19 protein-coding genes are annotated in these 24,542 nt (G+C 37.1%); 5 read left to right on the top strand and 14 right to left on the bottom strand.

What is annotated here, in order from left to right:
• Window positions 1-13: 13 nt before the first annotated feature.
• The 6 genes from ACQVD9_RS06135 to ACQVD9_RS06110 form a co-directional block, all read right to left on the bottom strand.
• Window positions 14-451 (bottom strand): DUF1795 domain-containing protein, encoded by a 438-nt coding sequence (locus ACQVD9_RS06135; protein WP_264745193.1) that lies wholly within the window; start codon window positions 449-451, stop codon window positions 14-16.
• 29 nt (window positions 452-480) lie between these two features.
• Window positions 481-1,068 carry a hypothetical protein gene (locus ACQVD9_RS06130; protein ID WP_264745192.1) on the bottom strand — a complete coding sequence of 196 codons (588 nt, stop codon included), beginning with the start codon at window positions 1,066-1,068 and terminating at the stop codon, window positions 481-483.
• A gap of 10 nt (window positions 1,069-1,078) precedes the next feature.
• On the bottom strand, window positions 1,079-1,360 hold the full coding sequence (locus ACQVD9_RS06125) for a hypothetical protein (RefSeq protein ID WP_264745191.1): 282 nt from the start codon (window positions 1,358-1,360) through the stop codon (window positions 1,079-1,081).
• A 17-nt stretch (window positions 1,361-1,377) separates the two neighbouring features.
• Window positions 1,378-4,116 carry a type VI secretion system tip protein TssI/VgrG gene (tssI, locus tag ACQVD9_RS06120; RefSeq protein WP_264745190.1) on the bottom strand — a complete coding sequence of 913 codons (2,739 nt, stop codon included), beginning with the start codon at window positions 4,114-4,116 and terminating at the stop codon, window positions 1,378-1,380.
• A 744-nt stretch (window positions 4,117-4,860) separates the two neighbouring features.
• Complete coding sequence (locus ACQVD9_RS06115; protein WP_264745189.1) at window positions 4,861-5,400, bottom strand: methylated-DNA--[protein]-cysteine S-methyltransferase; 540 nt, start codon at window positions 5,398-5,400, stop codon at window positions 4,861-4,863.
• A gap of 28 nt (window positions 5,401-5,428) precedes the next feature.
• On the bottom strand, window positions 5,429-6,892 hold the full coding sequence (locus ACQVD9_RS06110; RefSeq protein WP_264745188.1) for a DNA-3-methyladenine glycosylase 2 family protein: 1,464 nt from the start codon (window positions 6,890-6,892) through the stop codon (window positions 5,429-5,431).
• Window positions 6,893-7,149: 257 nt separating this feature from the next.
• Here ACQVD9_RS06110 and cydD point away from each other — a divergent pair, with 257 nt between their 5' ends.
• Together cydD and cydC are read left to right on the top strand one after the other, a co-directional pair.
• Window positions 7,150-8,916 (top strand): heme ABC transporter permease/ATP-binding protein CydD, encoded by a 1,767-nt coding sequence (cydD, locus tag ACQVD9_RS06105; RefSeq protein ID WP_264745187.1) that lies wholly within the window; start codon window positions 7,150-7,152, stop codon window positions 8,914-8,916.
• A 3-nt stretch (window positions 8,917-8,919) separates the two neighbouring features.
• Window positions 8,920-10,644, top strand: a complete 1,725-nt coding sequence (gene cydC / locus ACQVD9_RS06100) for a heme ABC transporter ATP-binding protein/permease CydC (protein ID WP_264745186.1) — start codon at window positions 8,920-8,922, stop codon at window positions 10,642-10,644.
• Between the two features lie 86 nt (window positions 10,645-10,730).
• Here the strand turns inward: cydC and ACQVD9_RS06095 are convergent, their stop codons facing one another.
• Window positions 10,731-11,435 carry a thioesterase II family protein gene (locus ACQVD9_RS06095; RefSeq protein WP_264745185.1) on the bottom strand — a complete coding sequence of 235 codons (705 nt, stop codon included), beginning with the start codon at window positions 11,433-11,435 and terminating at the stop codon, window positions 10,731-10,733.
• A 93-nt stretch (window positions 11,436-11,528) separates the two neighbouring features.
• A complete protein-coding gene (locus ACQVD9_RS06090; RefSeq protein ID WP_264745184.1) occupies window positions 11,529-11,828 on the bottom strand; it encodes a hypothetical protein in 300 nt (99 codons plus the stop codon).
• 604 nt (window positions 11,829-12,432) lie between these two features.
• Between ACQVD9_RS06090 and pyk the strand changes: the two genes are divergently transcribed.
• From pyk to pflA, 3 genes are all read left to right on the top strand, one after another.
• Window positions 12,433-13,860 (top strand): pyruvate kinase, encoded by a 1,428-nt coding sequence (gene pyk / locus ACQVD9_RS06085; RefSeq protein WP_264745183.1) that lies wholly within the window; start codon window positions 12,433-12,435, stop codon window positions 13,858-13,860.
• A 204-nt stretch (window positions 13,861-14,064) separates the two neighbouring features.
• Window positions 14,065-16,347: a formate C-acetyltransferase gene (gene pflB / locus ACQVD9_RS06080; RefSeq protein ID WP_264745182.1), complete on the top strand. Its 2,283-nt coding sequence runs from the start codon at window positions 14,065-14,067 to the stop codon at window positions 16,345-16,347.
• A gap of 62 nt (window positions 16,348-16,409) precedes the next feature.
• Complete coding sequence (gene pflA / locus ACQVD9_RS06075; RefSeq protein ID WP_264745181.1) at window positions 16,410-17,165, top strand: pyruvate formate lyase 1-activating protein; 756 nt, start codon at window positions 16,410-16,412, stop codon at window positions 17,163-17,165.
• A gap of 109 nt (window positions 17,166-17,274) precedes the next feature.
• On the opposite strand, the gene ACQVD9_RS06070 is transcribed toward pflA, so the two are convergent.
• From ACQVD9_RS06070 to ACQVD9_RS06045, 6 genes are all read right to left on the bottom strand, one after another.
• Window positions 17,275-18,534 carry a glycerate kinase type-2 family protein gene (locus ACQVD9_RS06070; RefSeq protein ID WP_264745180.1) on the bottom strand — a complete coding sequence of 420 codons (1,260 nt, stop codon included), beginning with the start codon at window positions 18,532-18,534 and terminating at the stop codon, window positions 17,275-17,277.
• A 149-nt stretch (window positions 18,535-18,683) separates the two neighbouring features.
• Complete coding sequence (gene garR, locus ACQVD9_RS06065) at window positions 18,684-19,571, bottom strand: 2-hydroxy-3-oxopropionate reductase (protein WP_264745179.1); 888 nt, start codon at window positions 19,569-19,571, stop codon at window positions 18,684-18,686.
• Window positions 19,572-19,608: 37 nt separating this feature from the next.
• Window positions 19,609-20,382 carry a 2-dehydro-3-deoxyglucarate aldolase gene (garL, locus tag ACQVD9_RS06060; RefSeq protein WP_264745178.1) on the bottom strand — a complete coding sequence of 258 codons (774 nt, stop codon included), beginning with the start codon at window positions 20,380-20,382 and terminating at the stop codon, window positions 19,609-19,611.
• 20 nt (window positions 20,383-20,402) lie between these two features.
• A complete protein-coding gene (gudD, locus tag ACQVD9_RS06055; protein ID WP_264745177.1) occupies window positions 20,403-21,734 on the bottom strand; it encodes a glucarate dehydratase in 1,332 nt (443 codons plus the stop codon).
• Window positions 21,735-21,793: 59 nt separating this feature from the next.
• Window positions 21,794-23,134 carry an enolase C-terminal domain-like protein gene (locus ACQVD9_RS06050; protein ID WP_413774140.1) on the bottom strand — a complete coding sequence of 447 codons (1,341 nt, stop codon included), beginning with the start codon at window positions 23,132-23,134 and terminating at the stop codon, window positions 21,794-21,796.
• A gap of 15 nt (window positions 23,135-23,149) precedes the next feature.
• On the bottom strand, window positions 23,150-24,499 hold the full coding sequence (locus ACQVD9_RS06045; protein WP_264745176.1) for an MFS transporter: 1,350 nt from the start codon (window positions 24,497-24,499) through the stop codon (window positions 23,150-23,152).
• Window positions 24,500-24,542: the final 43 nt, after the last annotated feature.

Below are 24,542 nucleotides of genomic sequence, written 5' to 3'. Positions count from 1 at the left end.
ATATCCTTACTAGTTAATTATCCTTAAATTGGGAAAGATCAATACTGGCTTTAATCTCATCCCATTGGGTTTTATCTGCATCATCTAGTGGTTTCTGCTTTACATAATTAATTGCAATCGTATTTTGAGTATCAGGCACTTGTAGTAATAATTGAAATTGATAGGTAGGTACTTTATTACGTAAAAACTGATTACGTGTTTGTACAGCTTCTATATCTTGATTGAGGCCTACTTTTACTGATTCAATTGAGTCATTTTTAAAACCATCTACTGTTTTTTGAAGTTTTTTCATTTGTTGATTAAAATCTGTTGCAAGATCTTTACCATTCAATAAACCTCGACCAATAACAATAGTCATCTCTAACGCTTTATAGGAAAGAATGTTTAATGTCATATCTCTATAATCATTAGAGGGAATATCTATTTGTATATCTTCTGCATGGTATTTCATGAATCATTTCTACCCTTTTAGTTTTATGATTACTTAGCTTTAGTCCAAGGCAATACACCTTTCTTTTTTCCTGGCTTTAACTCCCCAACATGCTGTAAAACAGCATTAAACTCTTTCGTACAGGGTTTATAACGGACAAGTGTTTGACCTTTCATGCTATTATTTTCATCAATAAAAAGCTGTAGCAAAATATCACCATTCTCCTCCATCCAGGCTTCACCAACATAACTAGTGTTTTCTATTTGATTAATTACTTTATGACATTGGTTCAAACTGATAAATATTTGTATACGCGTTTCTAAAATATTACGTTTTAAATAAGCGGCACGCTCCAAATTACCTTTCTTCTCTTCAGTATTAGCTAGTAGCATTTTCATTTCTGAATCATCTTTTATCTCACCAGAAAGATATTTGTTACCAATTAATTGAATGCCTTTATTAAATGAATGAATAGCTTTTTTAAACTCGTTGTTAATAAGGGATTCTTTTCCTTGTTGAAGTATGTTATTAAGAACGACAAGGTCATCACACATTGCAACAGTACTAATTGCAGTAAACGTTATATAGTTAACTGGTATATTCTGATATATATAGTGATCCACAGGAATATAATCCATAAGAGAACTCCTATTCACACTCATACTTTTGTTTAGCTAATGCAATACGTGTATCTAAAGTATTGTGTTTTAAATTTGCCGCTGTTTCTATATTTCCTTTTTTTTCTTCTGTTTCAGCTAATATTAATTTAAAGGCTGTACTGTCTTTTATATTATCTGAAATATAATTATCACCTATTATTTGAATACCTTTAGAAAATAGATTTAAAGCATCCTCAAACTCATTAACCTTAATGCATTTTTGCCCCTTCATGAGTAGTTGCTCTGCTTGCTTAATTTCTTGACAATTCATCTTATAAACTCCATTATTTAAGGATATATCCTTTTTAATATACCGTTCTTACCTTCATAGTAAGCCATATTATTTGCTGTAGCTGTTTCTTTTGCTGCAATACTAGAGGCTTCTGCTAGAGATTTTCCTTGATTAACTAACTCAAAAACACGTGTATCATGAGCCGTTGCAGAAATATTCTCTTTAGTAGCTGTTGTTGTCATCATAAGGAATTGTTTATCGCCACTTTGTACCATATCAATATATTGTTTATTGGAAATAGTGGTTGCTATATCTCCTCCACTAAAAGAGATATCCGTAAATCCCCCTTCGGATATATCATAAGGATGAGTATGGAAAACACCTACCATTTCCTTTCCTTTCGGAATATTAAAATCTGGTGTAAAAGAGCCACTCGTTCCTCCAGCTGTGTTTATGATAGAGTATTTCCCTGTAGTAGTATCTTTAACAAACGTACCACCAAACTCCTGACTTTTGCCATTAGGAAAACTATTTCCCCAGAGTTGATCAAAAGTTCCTTGCATGCTAGATAAATTAACTTCTTTGGGAGTATTGGTTACAGTTGTAGGCATTGTTTCTGGTAATATGCCTTGTACTGGGGGAGTTACGCCATTAACTGCGTTATTCTTATTTTTCTCTGATGTAATATTCAATGAGCTTACACCACTCTCATTTAATTGATTTTGATGGGTAACGGCATCTTGTTTATCTTGTTCTACAGAACTACCTTCCTGACTACCACCGCCACCACCAAAATAACTTTCAACTTCCTGATTAATTGTACCAGAAGCAGTTCCTGGTACAGTTGCAACACCTTTACGTGAGCCTTTTGATCCAATGTTAAGATCTAGCAGTCCTGTATTAGTATTAATTTGTCCTGCTGTTTCACCAAAGATATTAAAAGTCTTACAACTGATGTTAAGTGAACCGTCAGCATGTAAATCAATAGCTGTTTCACCACACACTAAACGAAGCATTTCACCCGCCTCCATTTCATAGGTGGTAGTAACTTTATCTTTTTTATTAGCACCTACTTTAAGTTCATCAGTTTTACGAACAACACGAGTACGATTATTACCAATAGTAACGTTTTCATCGTTACCTATATTTTTTGAACGATTCACCCCAACTTTAAGAGTTTCATTATTTTCTACTACAATATTTTGGTCTTTTTGAGCATGAATATAAATTTGCTCCTCACCCTTTTTATCCTCAAAAGTGAGCTCATTTGAACCGCCACCACCAGGCGAACTATTAGTTTTAAAACCTGTTTTGGTTTTATTATCAGGCATACCCTCAGCTTGGGTATTAATACCATTATTAACACAACCTGTTATCATTGGCTGATCAGGGTCACCTTCTAAAAAGGTAATCACTGCTTCCATACCTATTCTTGGGATAGTAAATGTCCCATAACCTTTATGTGCCCAATTACTACCTACTCGTACCCAACAGCTAGAGTTTTCATCAAACTGCCCTTCACGATCCCAAAAAAACTGGACTTTAACACTACCATACTCATTACAATAGATTTCCTCACCAGCAGGACCAACCACTTTTGCTGTTTGACTTCCATAAATTCTGGTTCTTGGATGTTGTAATGCAGGTCGCCAAATAACGTCTTTAGGTGTTGCTGTAAAGGTATTACGATAACCTTGGTGAAACTCCCCCTCAGGAAATGCTAAATCATTATTTGATGAAAATTTGTTTTTGAGCCTAGCATTATTTTCCCCACCTAATGCTTCAACGACTTGTGGTTGTTTTCCTTGATGGATAATCGTATTAAGTAACCAAGGGTCTTTTGCATCAATGCTTGGATGTTCATCTATAGATAAATAATAACCTGTATGTAGGGTAGGTACATCACTATAACCTTCAGCTAATACATGAGTTGTTCTTAAACGTTCTACCGCTATCTGAGCCAGTTGTTTACCTCGTGCATTATCCATAAAACGTCCAGGATAATCATAAAACTCTATATCAGGTTCAATGGCACCATTTGCCTTGGCACTTTGCGTTCCCTCTGCTTGACCTTCAGGTATTTTGGTATTCGTAAAGTTGTAATCCCGCCATGTAGTACGTTTAGTTTTACTGGTAAGATTAACATCAAAGGCTTTAATTACAGAATCGTCTGCAACAAAACCAGTACCTGATGCATAACGAACAGCCTGAGCTAGTGAAGGAAAAATAGGATTACTATCACCAAATACCATTAAATGATTATCTGCTGTATGTTTAAAGTGATAATGAATTCCCTCTTCTTCACAAAGGCGTTGGATAAAATAGGCATCTGTTTCATCATACTGTACACAATAATCTCGTTTTGGATAGGTTTCTTTTAAATGAAATTCATGTTGTGAACCTTCCATAATTCCATATTCACTAAGAACTTGTGTAATAATTTGAGGAACTGTTTTATGCTGAAAAATCCGTTGATTTGTTCGTTTTTCAAGATGTGCAAAACGTGGTGCTAAAATAACGCTATATTCTGCATAATCATTACCTACAGCACCGCGTCTAACAGACATAATAACGCCATGTACACCGTTTTTTCCATCAGGCGTAAAAGCAAGATAGGCTGGCTTACTTAATAACTGGGTAATATCATAACGAATATGTTTATTAACCAGATTGATTTCAAAGGTATAGGGTTGGCTAATTGATTCCTTTCCTTCAAAACTTAAGATTTGTAACCCTGTATTTTCTAAACCAGCAACTGACAGATTGAAGTGGGTTTCATTAGCAAGATTAAACATAAACATACCTTTAAAATTATCCTTAAATTACTCTCGAATGATAGTACCTTAGTCTTAAAAACACGTATTAGACCTAAGTCTAATATGAGGAAAAGAATACTATGACATTAAGAGCCACTATCCTATTAATTTTTAATGAGTTTTATAAGTTTAACTAGCTAAAAAAAAGTTAAAGTGATTTGTGATAAAAGTCTCAAAATAAACATTTATAATATTTAAAATAAAAACTGTTTACTTATAACTTAAACTGGATAAACAAGATAATAAAATAAGTAATCAGAAAAGATTAAAACTAATTAACTAAAAACTATTTATCTAATTCCTTATTTATGAGAAATTTTATAACTCTAACTTCAATTATATTCAATCTCTTAAAAAGGTTAGTTAGCTAATAGATATACATCAAAGATACAGAGACGTATAGGATCTATAGTTACCCTAAATTTTGCAAGGATTAATTTGATAACTGTAAGCTTGCTTCAATCTATCCGATGTCTATTAGATATATAACATATCAGCATCACAATGAGTTACGCACTTAATAAACCTAAAAAAATCACAGCATCAAAATACCATTCTTATACACAGGTTAATCATTAGGTTGATAAGCCATTCATGTCATTAATTATTAATCTTCACAAAACTAATGTAGGTAACTAAAAAACCCTCTATTTAGTTACTATCTTAATAGCAGTTAATAGTTTGTATTAAATACTGTTTGTTTAGTAGTATTAAAATACCTTTTTACAATGCAGTACCTTTTTTTGGTATAAATAAAGAAGACATATCAGCGCCTTCTAATTCCAATAATTTTATTTTTGTAGCAATCCCTCCAGCATAGCCTGTTAAGCTACCATTTGCTCCCACTACTCGGTGGCAAGGGATTATAATAGAAATAGGATTATGCCCAACTGCACCACCAACTGCCTGACTAGACATACTTTGTTTATTCATTTTCACAGCCATTTTTTTGGCAATATCACCATAGGTAATAACTTTACCGTAGGGTATTTCAGTCAAAATATTCCATATTTGTTGGCGAAACTCTCCACCAATAGGTGCTAATGGTAATTCAGAAATGGCAGGTTGCTTGCCAGCAAAATATTTTTCTAACCAATTTTTGGTTGCCTTAAAAACAGGTATGTTATCCTTTTCTACCATGGCCTCAAGTATAGTATCACCATGATACTTTTGCCCTGCTATCCACAAACCAAGCAGACTTTCGCCATCACATGCTAAAGTAAGTAAACCGACAGGTGATAAATAAGTTGTTGAGTAATACATTTTTAGCCCTCCTCTCATTATTTGCAATTTACAGAGAGTTCCAAAGATTTATTGTTGCGTAACTGCGCCAAGGTCGCCATGCTTCTGCCATAGAAAGAAGTTGCTTTGATGTATAGGGTTCAAGTGCTTTTTTTACACCCACATCTGTTTCCAGAAAAGCATCAGTCCATGCCATTGTACGCATAGCAATATACTGCGCTGTCCAACTACCAATACCACGAATTGCCATTAGTTTTTTTATTTCTACTTCTGGTTGCGCACAAAAGCCAAAATCAATTTTTCCGTATACTAATGCCTGTGCTAATTCAAAAATAGTCCTTACACGGCTTGCAATAATACCTAATGGCCCAAAGTGATTTTCAATAAGGCCATCCAGAGCAAGTATATTTTCAGGTGATGGAAAAACATGAGTCAACCCCTCTACTCCTGTTTGCAAGGGTGTACCATAATGCTCAACCAACCTAGCTGCTAATGTACTTGATGCTTTTACCGTAATTTGTTGTCCTAATACTGCTCGTACTGCCATTTCAAACGCATTAAAACAACCAGGTAAACGAATTCCCAAAACACAAAGCCCAGCTCGAATATTATTCATTGGTGCGAGGGTTTCATATACTGCATAGGGATCACAATACAAATCAAATAAATGACGCACTCTTGCTAATACTTGTGATAATACTGGTAATAGGGTCTCGCTTATGGTAACAGTCAAAACATCTTGTTTTGGCTTATGCCCTACCCGTACCCAACCATAGATATGTTGTTGATCTGCATTGACTAAATGGACAGTACGCAGATATTGCCCATCCTTTACTATCTCTACACCTTTAATTGCACGTTGCGCTAGAAAGTTTAATATCTGTTGCCACTGATAAGGAGGACGATAGCCTAAAGCCAACGTTATATTGCTGTCATGCTTTTTTCTTTCTGAAATTCGTTTGCGTAAAACCGTAGGTGCAAGGTTATAGTGTTTTTTAAAAAGGTCATTAAATCTTCGTAAGCTACCAAAGCCTGCTACCATTGCAACATTTAGTACAGATAAATTGGTATCAGTAAGAAGATTTTTGGCAGAGAGTAATCGACATGTTTGAAGATATTGTACTGGTGACACATTATATTCGGCCATAAATACTCGTCGTAAATGCCGATCTGTGCAGCCAAGACGTATAGCAAGCTCATCTAATCGTTGGCCACTTCCACAATTCTCCTCCAACATTCTTGCAGCTCGATGAGCCAAGGTAACAGTAGCATCAGTGATTGACATACCTGGTGCAAGCTCTGGTCGACATAAAAGGCACGGCCGATACCCCGCCTGCTCGGCTTCCGCTGCGGTTGCATAAAAAGTACAATTTTCAATTTTCGGTTGCTTTGCTCTACAGACTGGACGGCAGTATATTCCAGTGGACGATATAGCTACAAAAAAACGTCCATCAAAACGTGCATCTTTCGCTTTAAATGCTGTATATAAACCAGTTTTATCAGTAATCAGCATGGCTACTGCCCTTTATTTAAACTTGACCTAATTATGTCATATATTTAAAAAAATTCTGGCTATTTTCGGACATCATATTGTAAGAGTATTAGCTATTATTTAAATATAAGCTAATAAACCAAGACAGGTTTAATTACTCATAGACATTACATTAGTGTAATGTAATGAATAATAAGCTCACTTTTGCTACAGTACTGATATAATAAGCGTTCGCTCATTTTTAAAGCCACCTATTTAAAGTACCAATCCTATTACTTATGAATAAAACAAAGCAACAACAGCTTATTCGCTGGCTAAAACAACAAAATGGCATAGCAAAGAACTGGCTACGGCTATCAATGCTGCTTGGTACGATTAATGGCCTTGTTATTATTTTTCAGGCTTGGCTGTTGGCTACTATTCTACATAGCCTTATTGTAGAACAGGTTAATAAAGAATCACTCTCCCTTTACTTTTTGGGGCTGATTGCTACTACTGTAATACGAACAGTTCTAGCGTGGGCAAGAGAGAAAGTAGGCTTTTTATGTGGTGCAGCAGTTCGTAAAACTATTCGTAAAACAGTGTTAGATAAGTTGGAGGCATTAGGCCCTGTCTGGATTCAGAATAAACCTGCTGGTAGTTGGGCAAGCATGATCCTTGAACAAATCGAGGAAATGCAAGATTTTTACTCCCGTTATTTACCACAGGTAGCGTTAGCTGCCATTATCCCTATTTTTATATTAATTGCTGTTTATCCTACTAACTGGGCGGCTGGCCTTATTCTTACATTTACAGCCCCGCTAATCCCTTTATTTATGGCATTAGTAGGTATGGGTGCAGCAGAAGCAAACCAACGTAATTTTGCGGTATTGGCTAGATTAAGTGGTACTTTTCTTGATCGTTTAAAAGGGCTTAATACACTGCGTTTGTTCTTTCAAGGTAATAATGAAATCAAACAGCTCGAAGAATCTTCAGAAGATTTCAGACAACGAACCATGACTGTATTAAAACAAGCCTTTCTCTCTTCAGCAGTATTAGAATTTTTTGCCTCAGTATCAATCGCCATAGTGGCTGTGTATTTTGGTTTCTCCTATTTGGGTGATCTTAATTTTGGACACTATGGTTTAGGGGTTACCTTATTTGCTGGTTTTTTTGCCTTAATACTAGCCCCCGAATTTTTTCAGCCATTACGAGATTTAGGTACTTTCTACCATGCCAAAGCACAGGCAATAGGTGCAGCTGAATCATTAGTAACCTTTTTAGCACATGAAAATAATAATCCCTTAGTGGGCGATAAATTAATTGATAATCCAGATGAGATTATCATTACCGCTAATGAGTTATTTATTCTATCGCCACAGGGTCAGCAATTAGCAGGCCCTTTATCTTTTACCATCAACAGTAAACAAAAAATTGCTATCGTTGGGCATAGTGGTGCAGGTAAAAGTTCGCTATTTAATCTATTACTAGGATTTCTACCCTACCAAGGTTCGTTAACTGTTAATGGTGTTGAGCTTAATCAGCTTGATATTGAGAACTGGCGCAAACAACTCAGTTGGGTGGGACAAAACCCCTATTTACCCGAAACAACGATTAAACAAAATATCTTACTTTCTAACCCAAACGCTTCTGAACAGCAATTAACTACCGCCATTAAAAAAGCTTATATTGATGAATTTTTAGAGCGTCTGCCTAATGGTATAGAAACCTCAGTGGGTGAATATGCCACTCAACTTTCCGTAGGACAGGCACAACGCCTTGCTGTTGCTAGAGCCTTATTAATGCCTTGTCAGCTATTGTTATTAGATGAACCCACCGCTAGTTTAGATGCTAATAGTGAAATGTTAGTGATGCAATCATTAACAGAAGCCGCTCAACATCAAGCAACGCTTATGATTACCCACCAGTTAAAAGATACAGCTAACTATGACACTATCTGGGTGATGGATAAGGGTATGATTATACAAACAGGTAACTATCAAGAACTCTGTAGTGTTGAGGGTGCCTTTGCTCAATTATTAGCTAGCCAAAGAGAGGAGATTTAAACAATGCGTGATTTATATCCTTTCTTAAAACTTTATCGTCAATATTGGCGAAAAATCGCATTAGGTATTTTGCTGGCTATTCTCACCTTACTTGCCAGTATTTGCTTATTAAGCATATCGGGTTGGTTCTTAGCTTCAACCGCTTTAGCAGGCATTATGGGCGTTACCTTCAACTATTTACTACCTTCAGCAGGTGTCCGTGGTTCTGCGGTTCTGCGTACCGTTTTTCGTTATGGTGAGCGCTTAGTTAGCCACGATACCACTTTTAGAATTTTAGCTAAGCTACGTGTTTTTACCTTTAGAAAATTACTACCACTAACCCCTAGTGCTATCTCTCGTTTTAAACAAGCCGAATTATTAAATCGCTTAGTGGCTGATATCGATACCCTAGACCATCTTTATCTACGCCTCATCTCACCAATAGTCAGCGCCATTATGGTGATTTTTATCATCACTACTGGTTTATTATTTATTGATGCTAATCTAGCTTTAACCTTAGGCCTTATACTCACTGTATTAGTGTTAATCACCCCTCTTATCTTTTATTATGCAGGCAATCCTATTGGCATTAGCCTAACCCAATTAAAAGGCCAATATCGAACAGAGCTTACTGCTTGGTTACAGGGGCAAGCTGAACTCGCTATTTTTAATGCACTAGCACGTTTTCGTTCACAACTAAATAATACTGAAATAAAGTGGTTAAACACTCAGAAAAAACAAGCTTCATTAACGGGCTTATCCCAATCCTTTATTATTCTAGCTGCTGGCCTAACTACTGTTCTTATACTCTGGTTAGCGGCTAATGGTGTTGGAGCTAACCATACCTTAAACCCTCTGATTGCCCTATTTACCTTTGCTTCACTAGCAGCTTTTGAAACCCTTGCGCCTGTTGCAACTGCTTTCTTACATTTAAGCCAAGTTACCTCATCTGCTAAACGAGTCAATGAATTACTATCGCAACAAGCCGATGTTACCTTTACCCAAGCAAAAGCAGATTATCTACCTCAAGCCAGTCTACAACTAAACAAAGTCTCTTTTAGCTACCCTGACCAACCACAAAATGTATTAACCAATATCAATCTACAACTGCAAACAGGCCAGCATATTGCGCTATTAGGTAAAACAGGCTGTGGTAAATCAACATTACTACAGCTACTAACCCGCGCTTGGGATCCTCAACAAGGGCAGATTACCCTTAACCAAATAGCACTGGCTGACTACGATGAACAAACCTTAAGACAAATGATCTCAGTGGTGACACAACGCGTGCATATTTTTAGCGCCACATTACGACACAACCTTTTAATTGCTAATGCAGATACTACAGAGCAACAACTGATAGAGGTTTTAAATCAGGTTGGGCTTAGTAAGCTACTTGAAAATGATGGCCTTAACCAATGGTTAGGTGAAGGTGGTAGGCAACTTTCAGGGGGTGAGCAAACCCGTATAGGTATTGCTAGAGCCTTACTCCATCAAGCTCCACTTATCTTATTAGATGAACCAACCAATGGCTTAGACACTGAAACAGAACAGCAAATATTACGCATCTTAAAACAACATGCTCAACATAAAACCTTAATTATGGTGACACACCGTTTAACCAACTTAAACGAAATGGATATGATTGTGGTGATGGATGCTGGCAACATTATCGAACAAGGTAATCATCACGCACTGCTAGAACAAAAAGGTCGCTACTGGCAGTTTGTTAACAGTGCTGCTCAATAGTTACCTATACCATAAAACCATTGATTGCATTTATTCAATGGTTTGTAATTTACAAATTAAAAGATGTTTAATTTACCGTTTAAACCTTATTTAACAATTGAAGTTAAATAATTAGTTAATACTGGCATATGATCAAAAATAAAAAAGTGATTACCTTGCATTTCAATAAAATTAATAGGTTGTTTATTTTCCTGTTGCCACGCGTAAACAGACTCTTTAGTCATATCCTCCTGATCACCATAGATAACTGTCATAGGTACGTCTAAACTATATTGAGCTATTGTGTAGTTATAATTTTCTACTAACTTAAAATCATTTTTAATAATCGGCTCAAAATAATCTTTTAATTCTTGATACTCTAAAAACTCATCAGGAATTCCTCCCATGTTTTTTAAAGAATCCCAAAACTCTGTGGAAGGCAAATGATGAATGAACTTACTTCTTCTAAAACAAGGCGCATTTCGTCCTGAAACAATAAGATGTGTAGGATGTGGCAGATTCTCTTGTTTAATCTTATTAGCCAGAAGATAAGCTAATAATGCTCCCATACTATGACCATAAAATATATATTGTCTATCTAACTCTAAAGGTTTAATCACCTTCATAAAAAGATAATCTACTAATGTATTTATATCATCTATTAATGGTGTATTTGATAAAGCTTCCCTGCCAGGTAATTCAGGTGTTACTACTTCATAAACTGTTTGCAATGGTTCTAACATCTCTCTATAAGATAATGAATTACCTCCTGCAAAAGGGAATAAAATAAGTAATGGCTTCTTGTTATTCATGCTATTTTCCTCATTGACTACTAAACAGTTACTGTTAGTAGTTATCCTTTTTCCATATAGTTTAAATAATCTGCACTGTTGTAATATTTATCATCATGGGTAATAGTGAAAAGTAAACTCTTCTTTTTTTAATAATGGCTGAGTTTTTATATAAAACTTCCCACAAAAAGCTGAATTTAGATAAGCACTCCACTCATCTACTATTAGGGCTAACTGTTTATAGAGACTTATAGATAATATTGTGATAAAAAAATGACCTTTCTCTAAAGTTAGTTTTTTATCAAAAACAATTTCACTACTAATAGTGTTGTCATTATGGTGAACAATTAATTGGTAAGGTTTTAATTTTATTTTCACATTGTCTAAAGCAGATACAGCTGATATTTCTAACATAACTCAGTAATCTCTTATTAAGCTAATTCCTTGTCAAATAAATATCAACTTCAAACTAACTAACAATTACTGCAAGTTATAATAATATTTATAAAATTCTGACTCAATATAAGTAAAAAATAATGCTATTTACATTACAAAAAGAAGTCCGAAATCGGCATGATTTAAAACGAAATTTATGTTCTTTAATTAATTAATTTAATCCAATCGCTATCCATTAGACAACAGAGACCAAAGTCTAATATATTAATTTTATTAACATTACCATGAATAGCAGTCATATAATTCAACACTTTTATAATTTGCTAATGCATACTTAAAATTCTTATAAATATTAAAATATCTATGTTCCACTAAAAGGTTTCTCAAAGAACTCCAATTAATTTATCCAGATTCTTAAATATTTTATTTTGGAAGTTTGTACATTTTTCTAAAAAAGTAATCAAGTAATCTTGGAATATTGCCCAATGTTATTCTCTTTAGTAAGGATTACACTTCTATATGATCTGTGAATCTAGTTAATAATGTTTTGTATTAATTAGATAATTTTCTGATTTATTACTTAGTTAAAACAGAAATCTGAATGTTATCAATGGAAGTAATCATGAAAAAGACTAAAATCGTATGTACATTAGGCCCAGCAACCGATACAGCAGAGATTTTAGAACAGTTATTGATTAATGGGATGAATGTAGCTCGATTTAATTTTTCTCATGGCAGTCATCAAGATCATCGAGCAAGGATAAGTGCTATTAGAGCTGCTTCTAAACGAGTGAACATTCCAATAGCTATTATGTTAGATACCAAAGGGCCAGAAATGCGCTTAGGTTGCTTTAAAAATGGCAAAGCAAACCTAAAAAAAGGTCAATCATTTACCTTAACAACAGCAGAGCTTGTAGGTGATGAAACAATAGCCTCTATCACTCATCACAACTTACCTCAAGAAGTACAAGTAGGTAATAAGATTTTATTAGCAGATGGTTTGATTGAGCTGACTGTACAATCTATTGAAGATAATCAGATAGTAACAATCGTTGAAAATAGTGGCAATATTAGTGATAGAAAACGTGTTGCCGCACCTGGTGTTAGTTTAGGATTACCACCTGTTTCAGAAAAGGATATCCAAGATATTCTATTGGGCATTGAGGAAGATATAGATTTTATTGCAGCCTCTTTTGTACAACGTGCCTCTGATGTACAAGTAATTAGAGAAATATTAGACGAACATAACTCAAGTATCCAAATTATCTCTAAAATTGAAAATGCCGAAGGCGTTAAAAATATGGCAGAAATTTTAGAAGTATCGGATGGCCTTATGGTCGCCCGTGGTGATTTGGGGGTTGAAATACCAGCCGAAGAAGTACCACTTATTCAAAAAGCGATGATTAAATTATGTAATAAGTTAGGCAAGCCCATTATTACCGCAACCCAAATGCTCGAAAGCATGATGGTTAATCCAAGACCAACCCGAGCAGAAGCGAGTGATGTTGCCAACGCTATTTTAGATGGTACAGATGCTATTATGTTAAGTGGCGAAACTGCTTCTGGACAATATCCTGTAGAAGCGGTTAAGACTATGGTATCCATAGCTAAACGCACTGAACAAGCCATTGATTGTGAAACGGAGCTAGTTCGCTCAGGGTTTAAACGAACCAACACAACGGACGCTATCAGTCATGCATCGGTACAAATTGCTGTCGAGCTAAATATTAAAGGCATTATTACCGCAACCGAAAGTGGTTTTACCGCACAGATGGTATCCAGATACAGACCCCAACCTTTTATTTTTGCAGTAACACCCCATGAAAAAACCATTAGACGTTTACAGCTCATTTGGGGAGTTATTGCTGTTCAAGGAAAACCCAGTGACAATACTGACACAATGACCAAAGAAGCAATTCAACGTTGTTTAGACGCTGGTTATATTCAAACCGGTGATCTTGTGGAAGTAACTGCAGGAATCCCCATTGGTACGAGAGGAAGTACCAATATGATTCAAGTACATGTTGCTGGAACCAGTTTAGGTAGCTAACACAATGACTAGTTACCTCTTTTTATCTACTAAGCTATATGGAGTAATAAGCTTTAAGCTTATTTTACCCATTAAAAAGCCTCACATCTTATTAAAAAATCACTCACTGCTCAAAAAGCACCTAACGAGTGATTGCCGTTTTGTTGCGGCTATACCAAGCCAACAAAACTATCGTTTTTTTTCCAACATCCTAAGGAAATAAATATGAGCAATTTAACTGATAAACAAACAGTTGCATGGAAAGGTTTTAAAGGCACTCACTGGCAAAATGAAGTGAATGTACGCGATTTTATTCAAGCCAACTATACGCCCTATGAGGGTGACGAAGCTTTTCTAACAGAAGCGACTGAAGCAACAACTAAGTTATGGAATGAAGTTTTGGAGGGTATTAAGGTTGAAAATACAACTAAAGCACCACTCGATTTTGATACGGACATTATTTCTACTATCACATCCCATGACGCTGGCTACATCAGCCAATCTTTAGAAACTATTGTCGGCTTACAAACTGATAAACCACTAAAACGGGCAATTATTCCCTTTGGTGGTATTCGGATGATTGAGAGCTCTTGCCAAGCCTATAATCGTACACTAGACCCTACTGTAGCAGAAATCTTTACTAAATACCGTAAAACGCATAACCAAGCGGTATTTGATGTATATACGCCTGAAATTGTAGCTTGCCGTAAATCGGGGATTATCACTGGTTTACCAGATGCCTATGGGCGTGGTCGTATTATTGGTGACTATCGTCGTGTAGCACTCTATGGCATTGATTTTTTAATGGCTGATAAGCGTAAACAATTTGATTCACTACAAGCTGATTTAGAAAAAGGTACAGACTTAGAAGCCACTATCCGTTTACGTGAAGAAATCACTGAACAACACAAAGCATTAAACCAAATAAAACAAATGGCAGCCAAATATGGCTATGATATTTCAATACCAGCCACTACTGCTCAAGAAGCTATTCAGTGGACTTATTTTGGTTACTTAGCAGCTGTTAAATCGCAAAATGGCGCAGCTATGTCGCTAGGCCGAGTATCAACTTTTCTCGATATTTATATTCAACGTGATTTGGATAATGGTGTAATCACAGAACAACAAGCACAAGAGTTTATCGACCATTTTGTGATGAAATTACGGATGGTTCGCTTTTTACGTACCCCAGAATATGATGAGCTATTTTCTGGTGATCCAATATGGGCAACTGAATCCATTGGTGGTATGGGACTAGATGGACGAACATTAGTCACTAAAAACTCATTCCGTTTCTTACATACCCTCTATAATATGGGTCCCTCTCCAGAGCCTAATATCACTATTTTATGGTCTGAAAAACTACCACAAAGCTTTAAAGAATACGCCAGTAAAGTATCCATAGATACCTCATCATTACAATATGAAAATGATGATTTAATGCGTCCCGACTTTAATAGTGATGACTATGCTATTGCTTGCTGTGTAAGCCCTATGGTAGTCGGTAAACAAATGCAATTCTTTGGTGCACGGGCTAACTTAGCCAAAACCTTACTATATGCAATTAATGGCGGTATTGATGAGAAATTAAAAATTCAAGTAGGCCCAAAAACAGCGCCAATGCTAGATGAAGTATTAGATTTTGATAAAGTAATGGCTGGTTTAGATTCATTTATGGATTGGCTCGCTAAACAATACGTCACTGCTTTAAACTGCATTCACTATATGCATGATAAGTACAGCTATGAAGCAGCCTTGATGGCATTACATGATCGCGATGTTGTTCGCACCATGGCTTGTGGTATTGCAGGGCTATCTGTAGCAGCCGACTCACTAGCTGCTATTAAATATGCCACCGTCAAACCCATTCGTGATAAAGATGGCATTGCTATCGATTTTAAAATTGAAGGTGACTACCCTCAATTTGGTAATAATGATGCGCGAGTTGATGATATTGCTTGTGATCTTGTGGAACGGTTTATGACTAAGATCAGTCAATTAAAAACCTATCGTAATGCAACCCCGACTCAGTCTGTACTTACTATTACTTCAAATGTTGTATATGGTAAAAAGACGGGTAATACACCTGATGGTCGCCCTGCTGGCGCACCCTTTGGCCCAGGCGCTAATCCTATGCATGGCCGCGATAAAAAGGGAGCGGTTGCCTCATTAACCTCTGTCGCTAAATTACCTTTTGCTTATGCTAAAGATGGCATTTCTTACACCTTTTCTATTGTTCCCAAAACACTGGGTAAAGATGATAGAACTCGCAAAACAAATCTTGCTGGAATGATGGATGGCTACTTCCATCATAGCAATGAGTTTGAGGGAGGTCAGCACCTCAATGTTAACGTGTTAGATCGTGAAATGTTATTAGACGCACAACAACACCCTGAAAAATACCCGAGCCTAACCATTCGTGTATCAGGCTATGCAGTGCGTTTTAACTCTTTAACCAAAGAGCAACAAAACGATGTAATCAGTCGCACTTTTACAGAAGCGATGTAATTTAACTACTACAGAAAAGACTCTAGCAAGAGTCTTTTCTTGTACAGGCAATATTAAAGATAATGACTACATCTTTAGCATCAGCAACAGGCAGCATCCATTCCATTGAATCTTTTGGTACTGTTGATGGTCCAGGAATACGTTTTATTGTATTTTTCCAAGGTTGCGTTATGCGTTGTCTGTATTGTCATAATCCCGATACATGGGATATAAAAGCAGGTCGTTTGATTACCATTGACGAACTGATGCAAGAAATTATTTCCTATAAACACTTCTTAATACCCAATGGTGGAGGTGTTACCGCCTCTGGCGGTGAAGCCATGCTACAAGCTGAATTTATAAGCCAATGGTTTAAAGCTTGTCATTCAGCAGGCATAAGCACCTGTTTAGATACCAACGGCTATGTAAAACGCTACACGCAACACATCATAGACTTGCTGCAAGAAACTGATCTGGTTATGTTAGATTTAAAACAAATCAATAATGACACGCATAAAAAACTAACGGGTATTTCTAATCAATATACCTTAAATTTTGCACGCTATTTACAGCAACAAAATAAACCTACTTGGATTCGTTATGTAGTTGTACCTGGTTGGACAGATGATGATAATTCAGCTCACCTATTGGGTCAGTTTACCCAATCTATGCAAAACATTGAAAAGATAGAACTATTGCCTTTTCATAAACTAGGCGAACATAAATGGCAAAATTTAGGATGGAAATACAAGTTAGAGAGTACGCAGCCTCCCTCTTCCGAAACCTTAAAACGTATTCAACATATCATTGCTAGTTATGGTCATAAGGTTACTTACTAGGTTTTATAATCAACTATACTTTTAAGCTAGAGATCGCCAAGCAACGACCTCTATTTATCTTTTAACTATAAACACAGTGGGATAATAAGTCATACTATCCCACTAAACCCTATAAAATTAATATCGCTCTAAAATCGTTAATATTAGTTCGACTAGGGCCTGTTTCCACTAAATCACCCAACTCACTAAAAAGACTATAAGCATCATTTTTAGCCAAATATTCTGCCCCAGAAAGCCCTAATTGAGCCGCTCGAGTTAAAGTATCAGGTGTTATAATAGCACCTGCATTATCCTCACTGCCATCAATGCCATCGGTATCACAAGCAATCGCATAAACATTATCTAAACCATTTAACTCAATAGCTAATGCTAATAAAAACTCAGTATTTCTACCACCACGACCACCTTCAGCAGCAATGGTCACTGTTGTTTCACCACCCGTTAATAATAAAGCGGGTTTGGCAACAGGAGTTTCATGTTGTTTAATTTGCCTAACAATTCCAGCGTGCATTGCCGCCACATGTCGTGCTTCTCCAGTAATACTATCACCTAAAAACAGCACATTAAGCCCCATCGCCTGCGCTGCTTGTTCAGTTGCTTTAAAAGCATCATAGGGCGTTACAATTAGGTGAGACTCCGTATTAGATAACGACTTAGGTGTTTCATCTTGTTCAGTAGCAGATGCTAAAAATTGAGCAACTGCTTCTGGTAACTGAATATTGTACTTTTTCAGAATACGTTTCACATCAGCAAAGGTAGATGGGTCTGCAACCGTTGCACCTGAACCAATTACAGATAAGTCATCACCCACCACATCAGAAATGGCAAAGGTAATTACTTTTGCTGGTGCCGCCACTTGTGCTAAATGACCACCTTTGATAGCTGATAAATGCTTACGTACTACATTCATTTCATCAATTGGCGCACCACAAGCTAACAACTGTTTAGTGATAAATTTCTTATCATCTAAAGTAATACCTTCACGTGGTAAGCTCATTAATGCAGAAGCACCACCTGAAGCTAAAAAAATCACTATATCATCTGCTGTAGCCGACTGGGCATATTCAAATAGCCTTTTAGCTGCTGCTTGCCCTTTACTATCAGGTACAGGATGTGATGCTTCAACAATTTTAATAAACTTAGTGTCTAAGCCATGCTCATAGCGGGTGATCACCATACCTTCTATAGGAAATGGATAAACCCTCTCTAACTCGGCAGCCATACTAGCAGCTGCCTTACCCGCACCTAACACAATGGTTTTGCCTTTTGGTGATGTTTTTGGCAATAGCTGCGCTATTTTACCTTCTGGCATTGCTGCCTGTAAGATAATCCTAAACAATTGATTTAGCATTTCTTTTGGCTGAGGCATTGAATATAACCCTCATAAAATAATAAATAAAAGACAACTGTCACCCTTACAAGGCAACGCTCATAACAAATTTTCTAATGTTACTGACTAAAAGGTTAATTCTCCTCCCTAATCTAATGCATAGTGATTAGGGAGGTATCATTAAAAAACTACTTTTTAATCTCAACTTTAGCAAGCTTCTCGTAAAAACGTGCAATGGCACTATGGTCAAGATCACCCATGCCATCAGTACGAAGTGCTTGCATTATTTCCATTACAGAAGCGGTTAATGGCAATGAAGTACCCACGCCATGAGATGTATCTAAGGCGTTTTGTAAATCTTTAATATGCAGATCAATACGGAAACCAGGTTTAAAGTTACGCTCAAGCACCATCGGCGCTTTAGCATCTAATACCGTACTACCTGCTAAACCACCGCGAATTGCTTGATAAACAAGCTCTGGCTCAACCCCTGCTTTAGTGGCTAAAGCAAATGCTTCTGACATAGCCGCGATATTGAGTGCTACAATCACTTGGTTAGCTAATTTAGTTACGTTACCAGCACCAATAGCGCCTGTGTAAACAACAGAACCTGCCATTGTTTTCATTAGATCATAATGTTTATCGAATAAAGCCTTATCACCGCCTACCATCACTGAAAGCGTACCATCAATTGCTTTAGGCTCACCACCACTAACGGGAGCATCAAGCATGGCAATACCTTTCTTAGCCAAGGCATCATGAATTGCTCGACTGGCTAAAGGAGCAATAGAACTCATATCTATTAACACTGTGCCTGCTTTGGCATGCTCAGCAATTCCTCCTTCACCCAATGCGACTTCTTGCACTTGAGGAGAATTAGGAAGCATGGTAATAATTACATCAGCTTGTTCTGCTACCTCTTTGTTGGATTGAGCTGCTTTGGCACCTGCTAATACAACTTCATCAATAGATGCTTGATTATGATCATAAACAACTAACGAATAACCTGCTTTTAACAAGTTTTTGCTCATTGGTTTACCCATAATACCTAAGCCAATAAAACCTACAATCATCATCTTCTCCTAAATAAACAAATTAAAAAACACTCAGTCATTATTTTAAAAACTTATCTGCCAATGCCTGAGTTGCACCACGGAACACCCCTAAATCACTACCTACGCCTACAAAAGTCGCTCCCATTTCAAGGTAGCGTCTAGCATCAGCCTCAACAGGTGCTAAAATACCTGCTGCTTTATTGTGCGCTTTTGCTACATCAAAAATATGTTGGATGACTTTTTGTACTTCTGGGTGATTAGGTTGCCCAAAATGATTTAATGCGGCTGATAGATCACTGGGGCCAACAAACAGTAAATCTACACCATCAACTGCTGCGATTTGCTCAACGTTCTGCACGCCTAACTGACTTTCAATTTGTACCATGACACAAATATTTTGATTAATCTTCTCAAAATAATCCGCCACCGTACCAAACTTATTACTTCGATGAGCAACTGATACCCCCCTTATACCTTCAGGTGGATAACGAGTTGCTTTAACCGCTTTAATAGCCTCTTCTTTGGTTTCTACCATAGGTACTAAGAAGTTATAAAAGCCGATATCAAGTAACCGTTTAATCAATACAACGTCATTACTAGCAGGACGCACTACAGGTGCACTCCTGCTATCTTTAAGAGTCATTAACTGTGGAATAAAGGTTAAGACATCATTACAAGCATGTTCACCATCTAACAATAACCAGTCAAAACCAGCTAAACCTAAGACTTCAGTTGTAATTGGACTGCCTAACGCCGCCCAACAACCAAATAATGTTTTTTTATTAATCACATCATGTTTTAACTGATTAAAACAGCTATTTTCTTTAGACATTTTCATTCTCTCAACAGCAATTAACGAACTAAGCAAGGACGTTTATTATCAAATGTCCAGTTAGGAATTAAATATTGCATGGCCATTGCATCATTACGATTACCAAGCCCCATACTCTTGAAAAGCTCATGAGCTTTCATCACTTGGTCCATATCAATTTCAATACCTAGCCCTGGTTTTTTAGGTACTTGCACCATACCTTTAACAATTTGTAATGGCTCTTTAGTAATACGCTGATTACCTTCTTGCCAAATCCAATGGGTATCAATTGCAGTAATATTACCCGGTGCCGCTGCTGCAGTATGAGTAAACATTGCTAAAGACACATCAAAATGATTATTGGAATGGGAACCCCATGTCAACCCAAACTCATGACACATTTGCGCAACCCGTACAGAACCGTTCATTGTCCAGAAATGTGGATCAGCCAATGGAATATCTACTGATTGTAGGGAAATGGTATGTCCCATTTGTCGCCAATCAGTGGCTATCATATTAGTAGCAGTTGGCAGACCTGTTGCACGGCGGAACTCTGCCATAATTTCACGGCCAGAATAACCTTGCTCAGCACCACAAGGATCTTCCGCATAGGCAAGCGTACCTTTTAAATATTTACCAATCTTAATGGCTTCATCTAATGACCAACCGCCATTAGGGTCTAAGGTTACGCGGGCATTAGGGAACCTTTTCTTAATGGCAATAATCGCCTCTGCTTCTTCTTCCCCTTTTAATACACCACCTTTCAATTTGAAGTCATTAAACCCGTATTTCTCATAAGTAGCTTCCGCTAAACGAGCAATAGACTCTGCTGTTAACGCTTCTTCATGGCGTAAACGATACCAGTCACAAGATTCATTCGGCTGACTTTGATAAGGTAAATCAGTTTTATTGCGATCACCCACATAGAATAGATAGCCAAGCATTTCTACTTCATCACGTTGCTGACCATCACCTAATAATGATGCTACGGTAACGCCTAAGAACTTACCTAATAAATCCAACATCGCTGCTTCAATGGCCGTTACCACATGTATCGTTGAACGTTGATCAAAGGTTTGATTACCACGGCCACCCTCATCACGATCAGCAAATTGCTTACGCACCACATTCATCACATTTTTATATTCACCAATGGGTTTACCCACCACTAATGGCTTAGCATCTTCTAACGTTTTGGTGACATTGCCAACACAAGGTACTTCACCCACTCCCACATTACCACTGTTATCTTTTAAGATAACTATATTACGGGTAAAAAATGGTGAGTGAGCACCACTTAAATTCAATAGCATACTGTCATAGCCAGCTATAGGGATTACTTGCATTTCTGTAATTACAGGTGTCTTATTCATAAAACAGCTCCTAATATTAATACTTGTTCTCTATACATTAGCCTTAATACCCAATACTGCTAGCGAACCATACAAGGCCGCTTCCGATCAAATGTCCAACCCTGATAATAAAACTGCATAGGTATGGCATCGTTACGCGCCCCTGTTGGCAGTTTTTTATGTAACTCGTGTGCTTTGGCGATTTTATCCATATCTAACTCAATGCCTAAACCCGGTTTATCATTGAGTTTAATTTTTCCATTAACAATCTTTAAGGGATCTTTAGTCAACGTCATATCACCCTCTTGCCAGATCCAATGGGTATCTAATGCCGTTGGATTACCCGGTGCAGAAGCACCTACATGGGTAAACATTGCCAATGAAATATCAAAGTGATTATTAGAATGACAACCCCATGTTAAGCCCCATTCATTACATAAGTGAGCCACTTTACTAGCGCCTGTTAATGTCCAGAAGTGAGGGTCAGCTAAGGGAATATCTACTGATTGCAACATGATGGAATGACACATTTCACGCCAATTAGTAGCAACCATATTAGTAGCAGTGGGTAGACCTGTTGCTCGTTTAAACTCAGCCATAATTTCCCTGCCTGAATACCCCTGCTCTGCACCACAAGGGTCTTCTGCATAGGTTAGAACATCCTGCATACCTTTACAAAGGCGGATAGCCTCTGCTAATGACCAACATCCATTAGGATCTAAAGTAATACGTGCCTCAGGGAAACGTTGCTTAAGTGCAATAATGGTTTCAATTTCCTTTTCCCCCTCAAGCACACCACCCTTTAATTTAAAATCTTTAAAACCATAAAGATCTGTAGCTGCTTCTGCTAGCTCAACAACTCGCTGTGTGCTCATTGCTTGTTGACGACGAATACGATACCAGTCATGGCTATTAGTAACAGGTGCTTGATAAGGCAAATCAGTAATTTTGTCATCACCTATATAAAATAAGTAACCTAGTACTGTTACTTCATCCCGTTGCTTACCAGGGCCTAGTAATTCAGCCACCGGCACATTTAAAAACTGCCCCATTAAATCAAGTAACGCCGCTTCTAAGGCAGCGACAGCATTAACACGCAACTCAAATGTCCAAGCACCACTGCCAAAGGTATCGTAATCAGCATCCAAATAGCCATTGTGCATATCATTAACGATACGGTTTAAAATAGAGATAGGTTTACCTTCTACATGAGCAACAGCCTCTGCTAACGCATTAAAAATCGTTTCTCCACCGGGTGCTTCTCCTGCGCCCACATGCCCTGCGTTATCTTTAAGGATTACAATATTGCGCGTAAAATAAGGTGAATGTGCACCACCTACATTCATTAGCATACTGTCATAGCCTGCTACAGGAATAACTTGCATTGAAGTGATCGTAGGAACTGTTTGTGTACTCATCATCTTTCTTCCCATTTATCAATTCTTTACGGGATCCTTTTTAAGCTCCATTCGCTTAATAGGGCCAACAATAAATAAGAAACTAAACGCTGCCATAAATGCATGGGCTGCCACGAATACTAAAGCCCACTCAAAACGACCTGTAGTATGAACGATATAACCAATAATAATAGGCGAAATAATACTAGAAGCATTACCAAACATATTAAATAAGCCGCCTGCTAAACCACTGATTTCTTTAGGTGCAGTATCAGCCATTACAGCCCAACCTAACGCTCCTACTCCTTTACCAAAGAAAGCTAATGACATAAACAAAATAACCATTGGAATAGAATCTACATAATTACAAAAGATCATGGTCATTGAAAACAACATGCCAAACACAATCGGTGTTTTACGGGCTATGGCTAAAGAGTTGGTTTTTCTCATTAAAAAATCTGAGAATATGCCACCTAAGATACCCCCACCAAAGCCACAGATTGCAGGTACAGCAGCTAAGAAACCTACTGACTTAATATCTAAGTTACGCTCTGTTGCTAAATAAATAGGAAACCAAGTAATAAAAAAATAGGTCAATACATTGATGCAATACTGACCTAAATAAACGCCTAACATCATTCTATTGGTAATCAATTGTTTAATATAACCAAGATTAGGACCTTCGTTCTTTTTCTCTTTTTTCTGGTCCATATCTACTAAACCACCACCTTCGGCGATATAGTCCACTTCTGCTTTATTAGCCCAAGGGTGATCTTTAGGATTATGCACTAAAATAATAGTGACAAAACTGATAAAAATACCAATTCCGCCCATAAAGAAGAACACTGATTGCCAACCATATTCATGAGTTAACCAACCCATAATAGGCGCAAAAATAACGGTCGCGAAATATTGTGCAGAGTTAAAAATAGATACGGCTGTAGCCCGCTCTTTAGCTGGGAACCATGCTGCAGTGATTCGACTATTCCCCGGAAATGATGGAGCCTCAGCTAAGCCCATTAAAAAGCGGAAAGTAAATAACATTATCAGTGCCCATGCACCAATAAAGAAATGAACAGTCCCTTGTAACAAAGTAAAAATAGACCAAAATAGAATACTACAAAAATAAACTCGTTTTGAACCGAATCTATCTAACAACCAACCACCAGGTAACTGACCAATAACATAGGCAATACTAAAAGAAGCGATAACCCATCCCATCGCAGCTGCGTCAAAGCCAAGCTCACCACTCAAACTCTTACCAGCAATACCTATAGTAGAACGATCCCCATAGTTAATAGCAGTTACAATAAATAAGAAAATAACCATCATCCAACGTACATTAGTACGTTTAGCACTTCGCGTTACTACATTTGTATTCTCAGCCATAATAGATACCACCATGATTTGAGCAGAAATTCTTTCCATCGAT

Source organism: Entomomonas sp. E7T21 (genome assembly GCF_058693955.1).
This window is presented reverse-complemented; position numbering and strand designations above follow the sequence as displayed.